Genomic DNA, 14817 nt, shown 5'->3' with positions numbered 1-14817 from the left:
GCGCGGCCCGCTCGATCGAACGGGCCGCGCACGCGAGGCGGATTACTGGTTGGCGCGGATGTCGTCCTCGACCTCGTGGAGCGAGGTGAGGAGGTCGGCCACCGGCGTCTTGACGAGCACCGCGGTGTTCCCCGAGGCCTCCTGCACGCCGTCGAGCACCTCCTGGGTGTTCTGGTAGATCTCGACGAGCTTCTGGTACGTCGGGTTCTCCGCGTCCTCGGCGCGGGCGGCGAAGATGTTGACGTACGGCAGGGCGTTCGGGTCGGACGGGTCGTCGGTGGCGATCGCGTCGGCGAAGGTCAGCCCCGCGTCCTCGACGAAGTCGTTGTTGATGATCGCCGCGGCGACGTCGGGGAGCGAGGTGGCGGTGAAGGCCGCGTCGAGCGCCTCGACCTTGACCTTGGAGGTGTCCAGCACGTCGGCGACCGTCGAGAACGGCGAGCCGCCGTCCTGCAGCTCCACGAGACCGGCGGACTGCAGGACGAGGAGGCCGCGGGCCTCGTTCGACTCGTCGTTGGGGACGGCGACCGTCTCACCGGCGGGGATGTCGCCCACGGAGGCGTACTTCGTCGAGTACAGCCCGAGCGGGTAGATCGCCGTGGCGCCGACCGGCACGAGGTCGTCGGAGGCGTTCACGTTGTAGGTGGCGAGGTAGATCACGTGCTGGAACTGGTTGAGGTCCAGTTCCCCGGCGGACAGGGCGGGGTTGGGCTGCGTGTACTCGCTGAAGTCGACGAGCTCGATCTCGATGCCCTCGGCGGCTGCGGCCTCCTTGTACGTCGTCCAGTACGCGTCGCCGGCGCCGACGACGCCGATCTTCACGGGCCCGGTCGACTCGGGCGCGGCGCTGGAGGCGCCCGGCTCGGGGGCGGTGCCGGCGCAGGCGCTCAGCAGCAGGGCGAGGGGGAGGGCCAGGGCGGCCGCTCGGAGGAACTTCTTCGGCATGGTGGTGCTCCTTGTGGATCGGGGCACCGCGGACGCTCCGTGAGAGCACGGGGCGTCGAACGCGATCGGGACCGCGCTCGCCTCGTCGCGGTGCCTTGACGACCGTACGTGGACGACGTCCCCTCGCCGAATCCGGCTGTAACACGCCGACACCGCGGTCGCGTTCGCGCGGTTCGCGGCACCCCCGCCGACCCTGTAAGATCGTTGATCGTGCATGCGCGAGCAGCGCACGCGCCACCTTAGCTCAGACGGCAGAGCGATTCACTCGTAATGAATAGGTCAAGGGTTCGATTCCCTTAGGTGGCTCGACCAGTAAGGCCCGTCGCTCGGCGGGCCTTCGTCGTAGGGTCGGCGGTCGGTCCCGATCGCCGGGCGGAAGGCTCCAGGAGGCCGGGTGGACGCGCTCGACGCGGTGATCGAGATCTTCACGTGGCTCGGATTCATCGGGGCGCTGGTGCTCGGCGTCGCCGCGGTCGTCATCTGGGTCGCCGACGGCACCTGGCTGCCGGCGGAGGGGCTCGTGGACCACGAGGACGCGGGCACCTTCGTGCGCTGGTACGACGCGGACGGCGATGCGAACGGCGCCCGGGTGGGCGATCACGATGCCGGGGCGCTGGAGGGCGTCGACCGCATCGGCATCTGGTACCGCTACGGGTGGCGGGACCGGATGCGGCTCAGTCGCCGACCTCCGGGTCTGCGTGCCGTGGCCTGGGCGGCCGCGGCCGCGCTCGCCCTGGGCGTCGTGGCCCTCGTGGTGTCCTGGGTCCTGCTCTTCGTGCGCGGCTGAGGCCCTCGACCGGGGAGCCGGTCACGCGAGCGCGAGCAGAGCGCCCGCCGCGAGGGCGAGAGCAAGGCCGGCCCACTGGATCCGCGCGATGTGCTCCCGGAGCACGACCGCCGCCAGGAGCACCGTGCCCGCCGGGTAGAGCGCGGTGAGCGCCGAGACGACGGCGAGGTCGCCTCCCGAGCGCAGCGCCAGCACCAGCAGCACGTTGGCCGTCGCGTCGACGACGCCGCACAGCGCCGCCAGCGCCCATGCGCGGCCCCACGGGGCACCGTCGCCCGCGGCCGTCGAGTCCGCCGTGAGCGTCGCGGCCGAGGCTGTCGGGGCGGTCGGGCGGTCGCCGGCGTGTTCGAGGTCGGCCCGGCCCGACGGCGTCGGCGCCACCGGCATCCCCGTCGCCGAGAGCGCGGCCCGCACCGTCCGGCCCCGCCGGACGGCGGCGATCACGAGCGCCAGCGTGATCGCGCCGGTGATGATCGCCGCCACGCCGCGGTTGACGATGAGCGGGACCACCCCGCTGTCCTCGCCGGTGCGGTCGATGAGGATGAGGAAGGCGCCGATGGCGAGGCCCGAGCCGACCGCCATCAGCAGGCCCCGCAGCGACGGCCGGGTGATGCGCTCGCCGGGGAGGAAGGCCACCAGCACGATCGCGACCACGGCCAGCGCCAGGCCGGCGTAGCCCGCGGCTCCCAGGCGCTCGCCGTCGACGAGGAGGCCCCACAGCATCGGCGCGACGGCCGAGACGACCGCCGTGACGGGGGAGAGCACGCTCATCGGGCCGAGGGCGAGACAGGCGTAGAGCAGCCCGATCGCGATCGCGCCGGTGAGGCCCGATGCCGCGCCCCAGAGCACATCCTCGACGCGCCAGACGCCGCCCAGCAGCGGGGAGGCCAGCGTGAGCACGAGGAGTCCCGACACCGCGGCCACCGACGTCACCAGGAGCGGCCGCAGGCGCCGGGCGGCGAGGCCGCCGAGGAAGTCCGCGGAGCCGTAGACGAGCGCGCCGAGGAAGGCGAGCGAGGCGGCGAGCATGGGTGCCAGCCTAGGGGCGCCGAGTCTGGGGCGCCGAGCCTGGGGGCCGAGTCAGGGTGGTGACGTTCGCAACTCCGGAGATCCGACGCCCCGAGGGCCCGACACGCCGGACTCGGCGAGCGAGTCGGCGCGAACCTCCGGAGTTGTGAACGGGGGCGACCCGGCTACGCTCGACATATGACCAGAGCCCTGTTCATCGTCGACGTGCAGAACGACTTCACCGAGGGCGGAGCGCTCGGGGTGGCAGGCGGCGACGCCGTGGCCGCCGGGATCACCGCCCACCTCGCCGCGCATGCCGCGGACTACGCCCTGATCGTCGCCTCCCGGGACTGGCACGACGCCGACGGCGACAACGGCGGCCACTTCGCCGCGGGCGAGCCGGACTTCGTCGACACGTGGCCCGTGCACTGCGTGGCCGGCACTCCCGGCGCCGAGTACGACCCGGAGCTGGACACCGCGGCGGTCACCCACCACGTCAAGAAGGGGCAGGGCAAGCCCGCCTACTCGCTGTTCGAAGGGGTCACCGACGCGGGGGAGACGGTCGGCGATCTGCTGACCTCCCACGGCGTCGTCGACGTCGACGTCGTCGGCATCGCCACCGATTACTGCGTGCGCGCGTCGGCTCTGGACGCCATCGACCACGGCCGTCACGTCCGCATCTTGACCGACCTCGTCGCGGGGGTGGCGCCCGCTTCGAGCGACGCAGCCCTCGCCGAACTCGCCCACGCGGGCGCCGAACTCCAGGAGAGCAACCGATGAGCACCCCCGCCGGCTGGTACGCCGACCCGACCGATCCCACCCGCACGCGCTGGTGGGACGGCGCGCAGTGGACCGAGCACACCGCGCCGCTGCCCACCGAGCCCGCGCCCGCCGCGGAGCCCGCGCCCGCCGCGGAGCCCGCGCCCGCCGCGGAGCTCGCGCCGACCCCGGAGCCCGCTGCCGCCCCGGAGCCCGCGCCCGCCGCGGAGCCCGCCGCGGAGCCCGCTGCCGCCGCGGAGCCCGCGCCCGCTCCTGCTCCCGAGGCCGACGCCCCGGCGGCGCCGGAGGCCGCTCCCACCCCGCCGCAGCCCCGCTACGGCGAGTACGCCGCGACGCCCCCTGCGGCACCCGCCGCCCCCGCGTACACCGGGGCCCCGACCTACGCCGCCGCGCCCGCCTACCCCGCCGCGCCGACCTGGCCGCAGGCGGCGCCGCCGGTCGCCGCGGGCCCGTCCGCGCCCGGCGTCAACACGAACACGCTGTGGATCTACCTCTGCATCGTGGCGTCCACGCTCCCGGTCCTGTCCCTGTTCCTCATCGACTGGTCGGACTACCTGCGCGCGATCGTCGCGGTCGAGTACCGCGGCAGCGGCGCGGATCCCGAGACCGTCGCCGCGATGGTCGACTGGTTCGGCCGGACGATGCTCGTCTCGGTGCTCACCTACGTGACGATCGCCGCGTCGATCGTGTTCGCCTGGCTCGACTGGCGCGAGCTCAAGAAGCGCGGCGTGGCCCGTCCGTTCCACTGGGGCTGGGCGTTCTTCGCCCTCGTCATCTCGATCGGCGTGTACATCATCGGTCGCACGGTCGTCCTGCGTCGCGAGACCGGCTCGGGCCTGACCGCCCTCTGGGTCTGGCTGGGATCGATCGCGCTCGTCATCATCGTCTCCCTCGCGTGGTTCGCGTGGTTCTGGCAGCAGCTCACCACGCTCATCACCACCTACGGCGTGTGAGGCGATAGCCCGTGCGGCGGTCGCTGGCTGTCGCGCTGATCGTCGTGGGCGTCGTGCTGACGCCCGTGGCCGCCGTCGGCGCCTGGGTACGGGTGGCGCTCGTCGACACCGACCGCTTCGTCGAGGCGCTCGCGCCACTGGCCGACGACCCCGCGGTGCAGGGGCTCGTCATCGAGCGGACGACGGCGGCGATCGAATCCCGCATCGACGTGGACGGGCTCGTGGGAGACCTCTTCGGAGGACTGGCCACCCTCGACCTCCCGCCGCGTGCCGCGGCCGCCCTGCCGCTGCTGGAGAGCTCCGCCGTGGCCGCCGTGCAGGCGCTCATCGAACGGACCGTCACGCGGGTCGTGGAGTCCGACGCCTTCGCGAGCACCTGGACGACCGTGCTGCGGACCACCCACGACCGCGGCACCGCCCTGCTGACCTGGGATGGATCGGGGGTCGTGGGGATCAGCGAAGACAGCGTGCTCGAGCTGCACCTGGGGCCGGTCGTCGGGGCCGCGCGGCAGGCGCTGCTCGACGAGGGGCTCCGCGTCGCCGCGGTGATCCCGGAGGTGTCTCTGGTCGTGCCGCTGGGGCAGGCCGATTCGGTCGTCCTCGCCCGCACCGCCTACGCCGTCGCCGTGGCCGTGGGGGCCTGGCTCCCGTGGCTGGCGCTCGCGCTCCTGGCAGGCGGCGTGCTCCTCGCGCGGCGCCGAGTGCGCGCAGTGTCGCTGGCGGCCGCCGGTGCCGCGGCATCCCTGCTCCTGACCCTCGCGGCGGTCGGCATCGCGCGCCGGGTGCTCCGCGGAGCGTCGGGAGATGCCGCGCCGGCGCTCGACGCCATCGCCGACGCGGTGCTCGGCGGCCTCACCGGTCTCCTCACGCTGCTCGCCGTGGTCGCCGTGATCGTCGCCGTCGCCGCCTGGAGCGCGAGCGACGTGCCGTCCGCGGTCGGACTGCGCGCCCGGGCGGCAGCGCTGTCGGGGCGCCGCCGGGCCGCTGCGCCGGACGGTGCCGGATGAGCGATGCCGCCCGGCCCTCCGCCCGTGAGAGACCTGCCGGCATGCCGCGCGCCCTGGCCGTCTTTCTCGTCTTCCTGCGCCTCGGCGTGACCTCCTTCGGGGGACCGGTCGCCCACCTCGGCTACTTCCGAGCGGAGTTCGTCGAGCGGCGACGGTGGCTCTCCGAGGAGGAGTACGGGGAACTGGTGGCCCTGTGCCAGTTCCTGCCGGGGCCCGCTTCGAGCCAGGTCGGCTTCGCCGTGGGTCTGCTGCGCGCCGGCGCCCCCGGCGCGCTGCTCGCCTTCGTCGGCTTCACCCTGCCGTCGAGCCTCCTGATGCTCGCCGCCGCCGCGGGAACGGGCCTCCTCGCCGGAGCCGCGGCCGAGGGAGCGATCCGCGGGCTTCTCGTCGTCGCCGTGGCGGTCGTCGCGCACGCGGTGTGGGGGATGGCGCGCACGCTCGCGCCCGATCGGAACCGCGCGCTCATCGCGGCCGCGGCCGCCGCCGTCGTGCTCGTCGTCGGCGGGCCGTGGAGCCAGATCGCGGCGATCGTTCTCGGCGCCCTCGCCGGCCTGCTCTGGTCGCGGGGAGCGGCGCCCTCGTCTCCGGGGCTGCGCTTCCCCGTGCCGGCGGCGGTCGGCGTCGCCGGCCTCACGGTGTTCGCGGTGCTCCTGATCGGGCTGCCGGTGCTCGCCGGCGTCACCGGCGACGGCACGATCGCGCTGGCCGATGCCTTCTACCGCGCCGGCGCCCTCGTCTTCGGCGGCGGCCATGTCGTGCTGCCGCTGCTGGACGCGTCGGTCGTGCAGTCGGGCTGGGTCGGTGCCGATCAGTTCCTCACGGGATACGCGGCAGCCCAGGCCGTCCCCGGTCCGCTCTTCACCTTCGCCGCCTACCTCGGGGCGCTGGCCTCCGCCGGTCCCGGCGGGGTCGCCGGCGCCGCGATCGCGACCCTGGCGCTGTTCCTCCCGGGGTTCCTGCTGCTGGTGGGCGTGCTCCCGTTCTGGAACGTCCTGCGCCGTCGCACCTGGACCGCGGCGCTCGTCGGCGGCGCGAGCGCGGCGGTCGTCGGCATCCTCGCCGCCGCTCTCTACGACCCGGTCTTCGTCGCCGCGATCACCGGTCCGGCATCGCTGGCGGGCGCGATCGCCGCCTTCGTGCTGCTGGGGCCCGCCCGGGTGCCGGCGTGGGCGGTCGTGATCGCGGGCGGCGTCGCCGGCGCGGTCGTCGGGGCGCTCGGCGGCTGACGGCGCTCCCCGCCCGCGGCCGGGGCGACCGCCGGCGTAGGGGCTTCGTGAGGGAAGTGCGCGAAGCCGTATGGATTCCGTGAGGACCGGGGGATCGCGCGGCCGCCGGGTGTGGGATCGGGTGTTGCGTCATCCCGGCGCCCGGACTTCGCGGTCCGTCACCCATCGATCGGATCCTCCGTGCTCGACATCGCCTTCCTCGCAGGCGCGCTCGCCCTCTTCGTCATCGTCGGCCTCATCGGCAAGGCGGTCGAGAAGCTGTGATCGTCTTCGAAGCGCTCGCCGTCGTCCTCGGCGTCGCCGCCGTCGCCTACCTCGTCATCGCCCTCCTGACGCCGGAGCGGTTCTGATGGAGTGGGTGTTCGCCGGCGGCGCCCTGCTCACCGTCGCCCTGGTCCTCGCTCTCGCCCACCGCCCGCTGGGCGACTACATGGCGTGGGTCTACACGTCGTCCCGGGACGCCGCCGCCGAGCGCGGTCTCTACCGGGTGATCGGGGTCGACCCCCGCGCCGCCCAGTCGTGGCCGGCGTACCTGCGCTCGGTGCTCGTGTTCTCCGCCGTCGGGGTGGTCCTCGTTTACGCGATCCAGCGCCTCCAGCCCTGGCTGCCCTACGCGCTGGGCCTCGGGGCACCCAGCGAGCACCTCGCGTTCAACACCGCGATCTCCTTCGTCACCAACACCAACTGGCAGTCGTACTCGCCGGAGCAGACCCTCGGCTACGCCGCCCAGGCGGGGGCGCTGGCGGTGCAGAACTTCGTCTCGGCCGCCGTCGGCATGGCGGTGGCGGTCGCGCTCGTTCGGGGCATCGCGGCACGCCGCAGCGGCACCATCGGCAACTTCTGGGTCGACCTCGTGCGCGGGACCTTCCGCATCCTGGCTCCCCTCGCGGTGGTGGCCGCCGTCGTCCTCCTCGCGGGCGGTGTCATCCAGAATCTCGCCGGGTTCACCGAGATCACGACCGTCAGCGGGGGCACGCAGGCTCTCCCCGGCGGGCCGGTCGCCTCGCAGGAGGCGATCAAGCTCCTCGGCACCAACGGCGGCGGCTTCTTCAACGCCAACTCCGCCCACCCGTTCGAGAACCCCACGGCATGGACGAGCCTGTTCGAGATCGTGCTGATGCTGCTGATCCCCTTCTCGCTGCCGCGCACCTTCGGCGCGATGATCGGCGATCAGCGGCAGGGCCGGGCCATCCTGGCCGCGATGGCGGTGCTCTTCGTCGCCTCCTTCGCCGCGCTGACCGCGTTCGAGCTGGCCGGATCGGGGACGGCGCCGGGGCTGGCCGGGGCGGCGATGGAGGGCAAGGAGACCCGCTTCGGAATCGTGGGCTCCACGCTGTTCGCCTCGACGAGCACGCTGACCTCCACCGGGGCGGTCAACGCGATGCACGACTCGTTCACGGCGCTCGGCGGGATGATGCCGATGCTCAACATGATGCTCGGCGAGCTCGCCCCCGGCGGCGTCGGCTCCGGTCTGTACGGCATCCTCGTGTTCGCCGTCATCGCCGTCTTCATCGCGGGACTGCTGGTCGGTCGCACCCCGGAGTACCTCGGCAAGAAGATCGGGCCGCGCGAGATCAAGCTCGCGAGCCTCTACATCCTCGTCACGCCCGTGCTCGTGCTGCTCGGCACCGCGCTGAGCTTCGCCCTGCCCGGCGTCCGCGACGACGTCACCACGACGTCGATCTGGAACCCCGGGGTCCACGGACTGTCCGAGGTGCTGTACGCCTTCACGTCGGCCGCGAACAACAACGGCTCGGCCTTCGCGGGGCTCACGGCCAACACGCCGTGGCTCAACACCGCGCTCGGAGTCGCCATGCTCCTCGGCCGGTTCGTGCCGATCGCGCTCGTCCTCGCGCTGGCGGGATCGCTGGCCGCGCAGGATGCCGTGCCCGAGACCTCCGGCACGCTCCCCACCCACCGCCCGCTGTTCGTCGGGCTCCTGGTCGGCACGATCCTCATCGTGACCGCACTGACCTATTTCCCCGTTCTCGCGCTGGGTCCCCTGGCGGAAGGGCTGATCTGAACCATGTCCTCACTGACCGAATCCGCCGACGCGCGGCCCGCCGCCGCCGGCCGCGGACGGCTGCTCGCCGCGATCCCCGCCGCCCTCCCGGGCGCCGTCCGCAAGCTCGACCCCCGCGCCCAGTGGCGCAACCCCGTGATGTTCCTCGTGTGGGTGGGCGCGGCGCTGACGACGGCCATCGCGATCGCCGAGCCGTTCCTCGGTGGACCCTCGTCGTCGGGCGGCGCCGAGGTGCCCGTGCCGTTCGCCGCGATCATCGCGGCCTGGCTCTGGCTCACCGTCTTCTTCGCGAACGTCGCGGAGTCCGTGGCCGAGGGGCGCGGCAAAGCCCAGGCCGACACGCTGCGCGCCACCCGGACGAGCACGGTGGCGCATCGGGTCGCGGGGTACGACCCCGCCGCCGATCCGTCGGCCGCGACGGCGACTTCTGCGGACGTGTCGTCGGCGGAGCTGCGCGTCGGAGACGTCGTGGTCGTGTCGGCCGGCGAGCTCATCCCGGGCGACGGCGACGTCGTGTGGGGCATCGCCTCGGTCGACGAGTCGGCGATCACAGGCGAGTCCGCGCCCGTGATCCGCGAGTCCGGCGGCGACCGCAGCGCCGTCACCGGCGGCACCCGGGTGCTCTCCGACCGCATCGTGGTGCGGATCACCTCGAAGCCCGGCGAGACCTTCGTCGACCGGATGATCGCCCTCGTCGAGGGCGCCGCGCGTCAGAAGACGCCCAACGAGATCGCCCTGAGCATCCTGCTGGCGAGCCTGTCGATCGTGTTCGTCGTCGTCGCGCTCGTCCTCAACCCGATCGCGTCGTACGCGGCCGCCCCGGTGAGCATCCCGGTGCTGGTGGCCCTGCTCGTCTGCCTCATCCCGACGACCATCGGAGCGCTCCTCTCGGCGATCGGCATCGCCGGCATGGACCGGCTCGTGCAGCGGAACGTCCTCGCGATGTCGGGGCGCGCCGTCGAGGCGGCCGGCGACGTGACCACGCTGCTCCTGGACAAGACCGGCACCATCACCTACGGCAACCGGCGCGCCTCGGAGTTCGTCCCGCTCGCCGGCGTCGCCGAACGCGACCTCGTGCGCGCCGCCGCCCTGGCCTCGTCGGCCGACCCGACCCCCGAGGGCAGCTCGATCGTCGAGCTCGCCGCGCGCCTGGGGATGAGCGCCGGAGCGCCGGGATCGGGAGACGAGGTGCGGGGCGAGATCGTGCCCTTCACCGCGCAGACGCGGATGAGCGGCCTCGACCTGCCCGACGGCACGCGCATCCGCAAGGGTGCCGCCTCCGCGGTGGCGGCCTGGCTCGCCGACGCGGGCCACGCGCCCGGCGAGGCCCAGCGGACGGAGCTCGCGGGGGAGACCGACCGCATCGCCCAGTCGGGAGGCACGCCGCTCGTGGTCGCCGCGATCGGCCCCGATGCGGCCGGCGTGCTCGGCGTGGTGCACCTGAAGGACGTCGTCAAGGAGGGGCTCACGGAGCGGTTCTCGGAGCTTCGCGCCATGGGCATCCGCACGGTGATGGTGACCGGGGACAATCCGCTGACGGCGGCGGCCATCGCGCGCGAGGCGGGCGTCGACGACGTCCTCGCCGAGGCGACGCCCGAGGACAAGCTCGCCTACATCCGCCGCGAGCAGGAGGGAGGGAACCTCGTCGCCATGACCGGTGACGGGACCAACGACGCGCCCGCACTCGCGCAGGCCGACGTCGGCGTGGCGATGAACTCCGGGACGTCGGCGGCGAAGGAGGCCGGAAACATGGTCGACCTCGACTCCGATCCGACGAAGCTGATCGACATCGTGCGGATCGGCAAGCAGCTGCTGATCACGCGGGGCGCCCTCACCACCTTCTCGATCGCCAACGACATCGCGAAGTACTTCGCGATCATCCCGGCCATGTTCATGGGCGTGTTCCCGGGGCTGGCGGCCCTGAACATCATGGGGCTGCACTCGCCGGCGTCCGCGGTGCTGTCGGCGATCGTCTTCAACGCGATCATCATCGTCATCCTCATCCCGCTCGCCCTCCGGGGCGTCCGCTACCGGCCGATGAACGCGTCGCGGATACTCGGGCGGAACCTCCTCGTCTACGGACTCGGCGGCGTCGTCGCCCCCTTCGTCGGCATCTGGCTCATCGACCTCGTCGTGCGCCTGCTGCCCGGCTTCTGAACCCCACCTCCGACCCCACGCCTCCGAATCCCCTCTCTCCAGGAGTCCTGCGATGAACACTTCCTCCCGCGCCACCGGACGCACCGCCTGGGTCGCCATCCGGGCGATGGCTCTCTTCACGATCGTGCTCGGCATCGGCTACACGGCGCTCGTCACGGCGGTCGGACAGCTGGCGCTGCCCGGCCAGGCGGCCGGCTCGCTGCTGCGCGACGACAGCGGCGCCGTCGTCGGCTCCGCGCTCGTCGGGCAGAGTTTCGCCGACGCCGACGGCGCGCCGCTGCCGGAGTACTTCCAGCCGCGGCCGTCGGCGGCCGGAGACGGCTATGACGGCGCCGCGTCGTCCGGGTCCAACCTCGGGCCGGAGAACGACGATCTGGCGGCGGCCATCACGCAGCGGCGGGCGGAGGTGGCGGCGCTGAACGGCGTCGCACCGTCCGAGGTGCCCGCCGATGCGATCACGGCCTCCGCATCGGGCCTCGACCCGCACATCTCCCCGGCCTACGCTCGGATCCAGATCGACCGCGTCGCCGCCGCGCGCGGCTGGACGCCCGCCGACGTGCAGCAGCTCGTGGCGCAGCACACGCAGGGCCGGGACCTTGGCTACCTTGGAGAGCCGGTCGTCGACGTGGTCGAGCTGAACCTGGCGATGGACCGGCGGGAAGGGTGAGCATGAGCGGACGCGGACGGCTGCGCGTCCTCCTCGGGGCCGCTCCGGGTGTCGGGAAGACCTACGCGATGCTCGAGGAGGGCGCGCGCCTGCAGAACGAGGGCGCGGACGTCGTCGTCGCCGTCGTGGAGACCCACGGCCGCGCCGCCACGCTGCGGATGACGCGGGGGCTCGAAGCGGTGCCGCGCCGGTCCGTCCGTCACCGCGACGTCGAGCTGAGCGAGATGGACCTCGACGCCGTGCTCGCCCGCCGCCCCGATGTCGCGCTCGTCGACGAGCTCGCCCACACCAACGCTCCGGGCTCGCGCCACGAGAAGCGCTGGCAGGACGTGCGGGAGCTGCTGGACGCAGGGATCGACGTCATCTCGACCGTCAACATCCAGCACATCGAGTCGCTCAACGACGTCGTGGAGCAGATCACCGGAGCGCCGCAGCGCGAGACGGTTCCGGACGAGGTGCTGCGGGCGGCCGACCAGGTGGAGGTCGTCGACCTGGCGCCGCAGGCGCTGCGCGACCGCCTCGCCGGCGGGCTCGTCTATCCCGCGGAGCGCGTCGACGCGGCCCTGTCGAACTACTTCCGTCTCGGCAACCTGACGGCGCTGCGGGAGCTCGCCCTGCTGTGGCTGGCCGACGAGGTGGACCAGGCGCTCAAGGACTACCGCGCCGAGCACGGCATCGAGCGCCGGTGGGAGGCCCGCGAGCGGGTGGTCGTCACGCTGACGGGCGGACCGGAGGGCGAGACGCTCCTGCGCCGCGGCGCCCGGATCGCGGCGCGCTCGGCGGGCGGGCAGCTGCTCGCGGTGCACGTGACCAGCCAGGACGGCCTGCGCGCCGCGCACCCGGCGGCGCTCGCCGAGCAGCGCGCCCTCGTCGAGAAGCTCGGCGGCACGTTCCACCAGGTGGTGGGGGAGGACGTCCCGCGCGCCCTCGTCGAGTTCGCCCGCTCGGTCGATGCGACCCAGCTCGTGCTCGGCGTGAGCAGACGCAGCAGGCTCGCGGCGCTGCTGACCGGCCCGGGCATCGGCGCCACCGTCATCCGCGAGTCCGGCGACATCGACGTGCACATCGTCACCCACTCCGCCGCCGGCGGGAGATTCGCGCTGCCGCGGCTGGGCGGCGCGCTGAGTGCACGCCGCCGGCTCGCGGGGTTCGCGCTCGCGATGGTGGGGGGCCCGCTCCTGACGTGGCTGCTGGTCTCGTTCCGCAGCACCGAGTCGATCACGAGCGATGTGCTCAGCTATCAGCTGCTCGTCGTCGTCGTCGCGCTCGTGGGCGGGATCTGGCCGGCCCTGTGGGCGGCGGTGCTCAGCGGCATCACGCTGGACTACTTCTTCGTCGAGCCGCTGTTCACGATCACGGTGCAGGAGCCGCTGCATCTGCTCGCGCTGGGGCTCTACGTGACGATCGCGATCCTCGTGAGCTTCGTGGTCGACCGCGCCGCCCGCAAGACCCGCGCCGCGCGCCGGGCGGCGGCGGAGTCGGAGCTGCTGCAGACTGTGTCCGGCAGCGTCCTGCGCGGCTCGGGCGCCGTGGAGGCCCTGGTGGAGCGCGCCCGCGAGGCGTTCGGCCTCGCCGGCGTGCGGCTCGTCGCGGGCGACGTCGTGCTCGCCACGAGCGGGGAGCCGCTCCCCGACGGTCGACACACGCCGGTGCCGATCGGCGAGCGGGCCGTGCTCGAACTCCACGGGGCCGACCTGCCCGCCTCGGAGCGCCGGCGGCTGGCCGTCCTCGTCGCGCAGCTGGACGCCGCGCTCGCCCACCGCGACCTCGCCGAGGTCGCCAGCGGCCTGGAGCCGCTCGCCGCCTCCGATCGGGTGCGCAGCGCGCTCCTGTCCGCGCTCAGTCACGATCTGCGCCGGCCCCTCGCCGCGGCGACCGCCGCCGTCGGCGGGCTCCGCAGCGCCCCGCTCGACGGCACCCTCAGCGAGGACGACCGCGCCGAGCTGCTCGCCACGGCCGATGAGAGCCTCGCCACGCTCGCCGCGCTCGTCACCGACCTGCTCGACGTCAGCCGTCTGCAGGCCGGAGCGCTGGCGATCTCGCTCTCGACGGTCGACGCCGCCGACGTCGTCCTGCCCGCCCTCGACGAGCTGGGCCTCGGCCCGGCGACCGTGGATCTGGCGCTGGCTGCGCCGCCGATGCGCGCCGATCCGGTGCTCCTCCAGCGGGCGGTGGTCAACCTGCTCGCCAACGCGGTGCGGCACTCGCCGGACGGCGCGCGGGTGCGGATCGCCTCGAGCGCGTTCGGCGACATGGTCGAGCTGCGGATCGTCGATCACGGCGCCGGGGTGCCCGCCGACCGCCGCGACGACATCTTCGTGCCCTTCCAGCGCCTCGGCGACACCGACAACACGACGGGGCTCGGGCTCGGACTGGCCCTGTCGAAGGGGTTCGTGGAGGGGATGGGCGGTACGCTCACGCCGGAGGACACACCCGGGGGAGGGCTCACGATGGTCATCGCGCTGCCGGCCGCCGGGCAGGCGAGTCCCGAGGAGGCTCCGGAGTGAGGATCCTCATCGCCGACGACGACCCGCAGATCGTCCGCGCGCTGCGGATCACGCTCTCCGCTCAGGGATACGACGTCGTCACGGCCGCCGACGGCACGCAGGCCATCGCGGCGGCGGTCGACCACCGCCCCGACATCTACCTGCTCGACCTCGGCATGCCGGCGCTGGACGGCATCGACGTGATCCACGCCATCCGCGGCTGGTCCGACGCGCCGATCCTCGTCGTGTCGGGGCGCACCGGGTCGGGCGACAAGGTCGACGCGCTCGACGCGGGCGCCGACGACTACGTCACGAAGCCCTTCTCGATCGACGAGCTGCTGGCCCGCATCCGCGCGCTCACCCGGCGGGCGCCGCAGCAGGAGCCCGACCCGGTGGTCGAGCTCGGCGACGTGTCGGTCGACCTGCCCGCGCGGAGCGTGACGCGCAGCGCCGACGGCCGCACCGAGCGGATCCGGCTCACCCCCACGGAGTGGCAGCTGCTGGAGATCCTCCTGCGCAATCCGGGGCGCCTGGTGACCCGACAGACGATCCTCACGACGATCTGGGGATCCGAGCACGTCACCGACACCGGCTACCTGCGCCTCTACATCTCGCAGCTGCGTCGCAAGCTCGAGCCCGACCCCGCCCATCCGCGCTATCTCCTCACCGAGGCCGGCATGGGATATCGGCTGCAGCTCGACGACTGAGCGCGCCGGCGCGCTCGCACGCCGCCGACTCCAGGTCTCGAGTGCGGTCGGTATTCAGTGTTGCTATCTAC

General features: G+C 73.5%; 14 protein-coding genes and 1 tRNA gene. 13 read left to right on the top strand and 2 right to left on the bottom strand.

The features are described 5' to 3' along the window. Positions 1–42: 42 nt before the first annotated feature. Positions 43–945, bottom strand: coding sequence for a MetQ/NlpA family ABC transporter substrate-binding protein (locus QQZ13_RS04690; RefSeq protein ID WP_284527944.1), 903 nt, complete (start codon positions 943–945; stop codon positions 43–45). A gap of 233 nt (positions 946–1178) precedes the next feature. Between QQZ13_RS04690 and QQZ13_RS04685 the strand changes: the two genes are divergently transcribed. Beyond that, positions 1179–1251: transfer RNA gene (locus QQZ13_RS04685), tRNA-Thr, on the top strand. Between the two features lie 88 nt (positions 1252–1339). Further along, complete coding sequence (locus QQZ13_RS04680; RefSeq protein WP_284527943.1) at positions 1340–1732, top strand: hypothetical protein; 393 nt, start codon at positions 1340–1342, stop codon at positions 1730–1732. 21 nt (positions 1733–1753) lie between these two features. On the opposite strand, the gene QQZ13_RS04675 is transcribed toward QQZ13_RS04680, so the two are convergent. Then, positions 1754–2761 (bottom strand): EamA family transporter, encoded by a 1008-nt coding sequence (locus tag QQZ13_RS04675; protein WP_284527942.1) that lies wholly within the window; start codon positions 2759–2761, stop codon positions 1754–1756. Between the two features lie 177 nt (positions 2762–2938). Between QQZ13_RS04675 and QQZ13_RS04670 the strand changes: the two genes are divergently transcribed. The 11 genes from QQZ13_RS04670 to QQZ13_RS04620 all read left to right on the top strand — a co-directional run bounded on the left by QQZ13_RS04670 (position 2939) and on the right by QQZ13_RS04620 (position 14746). Beyond that, positions 2939–3520 carry an isochorismatase family protein gene (locus QQZ13_RS04670; protein WP_284527941.1) on the top strand — a complete coding sequence of 194 codons (582 nt, stop codon included), beginning with the start codon at positions 2939–2941 and terminating at the stop codon, positions 3518–3520. Next, positions 3517–4473, top strand: a complete 957-nt coding sequence (locus QQZ13_RS04665) for a DUF2510 domain-containing protein (RefSeq protein ID WP_284527940.1) — start codon at positions 3517–3519, stop codon at positions 4471–4473. The genes QQZ13_RS04670 and QQZ13_RS04665 overlap by 4 nt, the downstream gene beginning before the upstream one ends. An 11-nt stretch (positions 4474–4484) precedes the next feature. Beyond that, the gene (locus tag QQZ13_RS04660; RefSeq protein ID WP_284527939.1) at positions 4485–5480 is read left to right on the top strand and encodes a hypothetical protein; all 996 of its coding nucleotides are present in this window, start codon (positions 4485–4487) and stop codon (positions 5478–5480) included. Positions 5481–5521: 41 nt separating this feature from the next. After that, positions 5522–6706, top strand: coding sequence for a chromate efflux transporter (chrA, locus tag QQZ13_RS04655; protein WP_369335400.1), 1185 nt, complete (start codon positions 5522–5524; stop codon positions 6704–6706). Between the two features lie 111 nt (positions 6707–6817). Further along, positions 6818–6970, top strand: a complete 153-nt coding sequence (locus tag QQZ13_RS04650) for a hypothetical protein (RefSeq protein WP_284527937.1) — start codon at positions 6818–6820, stop codon at positions 6968–6970. Then, entirely contained in the window at positions 6967–7056 is a 90-nt protein-coding gene (locus QQZ13_RS04645; protein ID WP_284527936.1) for a potassium-transporting ATPase subunit F, read from the top strand. Before QQZ13_RS04650 ends, QQZ13_RS04645 begins: the two co-directional genes overlap by 4 nt. Then, positions 7056–8729, top strand: coding sequence for a potassium-transporting ATPase subunit KdpA (gene kdpA / locus QQZ13_RS04640; protein ID WP_284527935.1), 1674 nt, complete (start codon positions 7056–7058; stop codon positions 8727–8729). Before QQZ13_RS04645 ends, kdpA begins: the two co-directional genes overlap by 1 nt. Positions 8730–8732: 3 nt before the next feature. After that, entirely contained in the window at positions 8733–10886 is a 2154-nt protein-coding gene (kdpB, locus tag QQZ13_RS04635; protein ID WP_284527934.1) for a potassium-transporting ATPase subunit KdpB, read from the top strand. 52 nt (positions 10887–10938) lie between these two features. Further along, positions 10939–11553, top strand: coding sequence for a K(+)-transporting ATPase subunit C (kdpC, locus tag QQZ13_RS04630; protein ID WP_284527933.1), 615 nt, complete (start codon positions 10939–10941; stop codon positions 11551–11553). Positions 11554–11555: 2 nt separating this feature from the next. Beyond that, the gene (locus QQZ13_RS04625; protein ID WP_284527932.1) at positions 11556–14060 is read left to right on the top strand and encodes a DUF4118 domain-containing protein; all 2505 of its coding nucleotides are present in this window, start codon (positions 11556–11558) and stop codon (positions 14058–14060) included. Beyond that, positions 14057–14746 carry a response regulator gene (locus QQZ13_RS04620; RefSeq protein WP_284527931.1) on the top strand — a complete coding sequence of 230 codons (690 nt, stop codon included), beginning with the start codon at positions 14057–14059 and terminating at the stop codon, positions 14744–14746. The genes QQZ13_RS04625 and QQZ13_RS04620 overlap by 4 nt, the downstream gene beginning before the upstream one ends. Positions 14747–14817: the final 71 nt, after the last annotated feature.

Origin of the sequence: Microbacterium sp. T2.11-28 (genome assembly GCF_950097975.1) — a bacterium.
Lineage (GTDB): Bacteria > Actinomycetota > Actinomycetes > Actinomycetales > Microbacteriaceae > Microbacterium.
The sequence above is the reverse complement of the archived record's forward strand: the minus strand, read 5'-3'. Positions and strand labels throughout refer to the sequence as shown.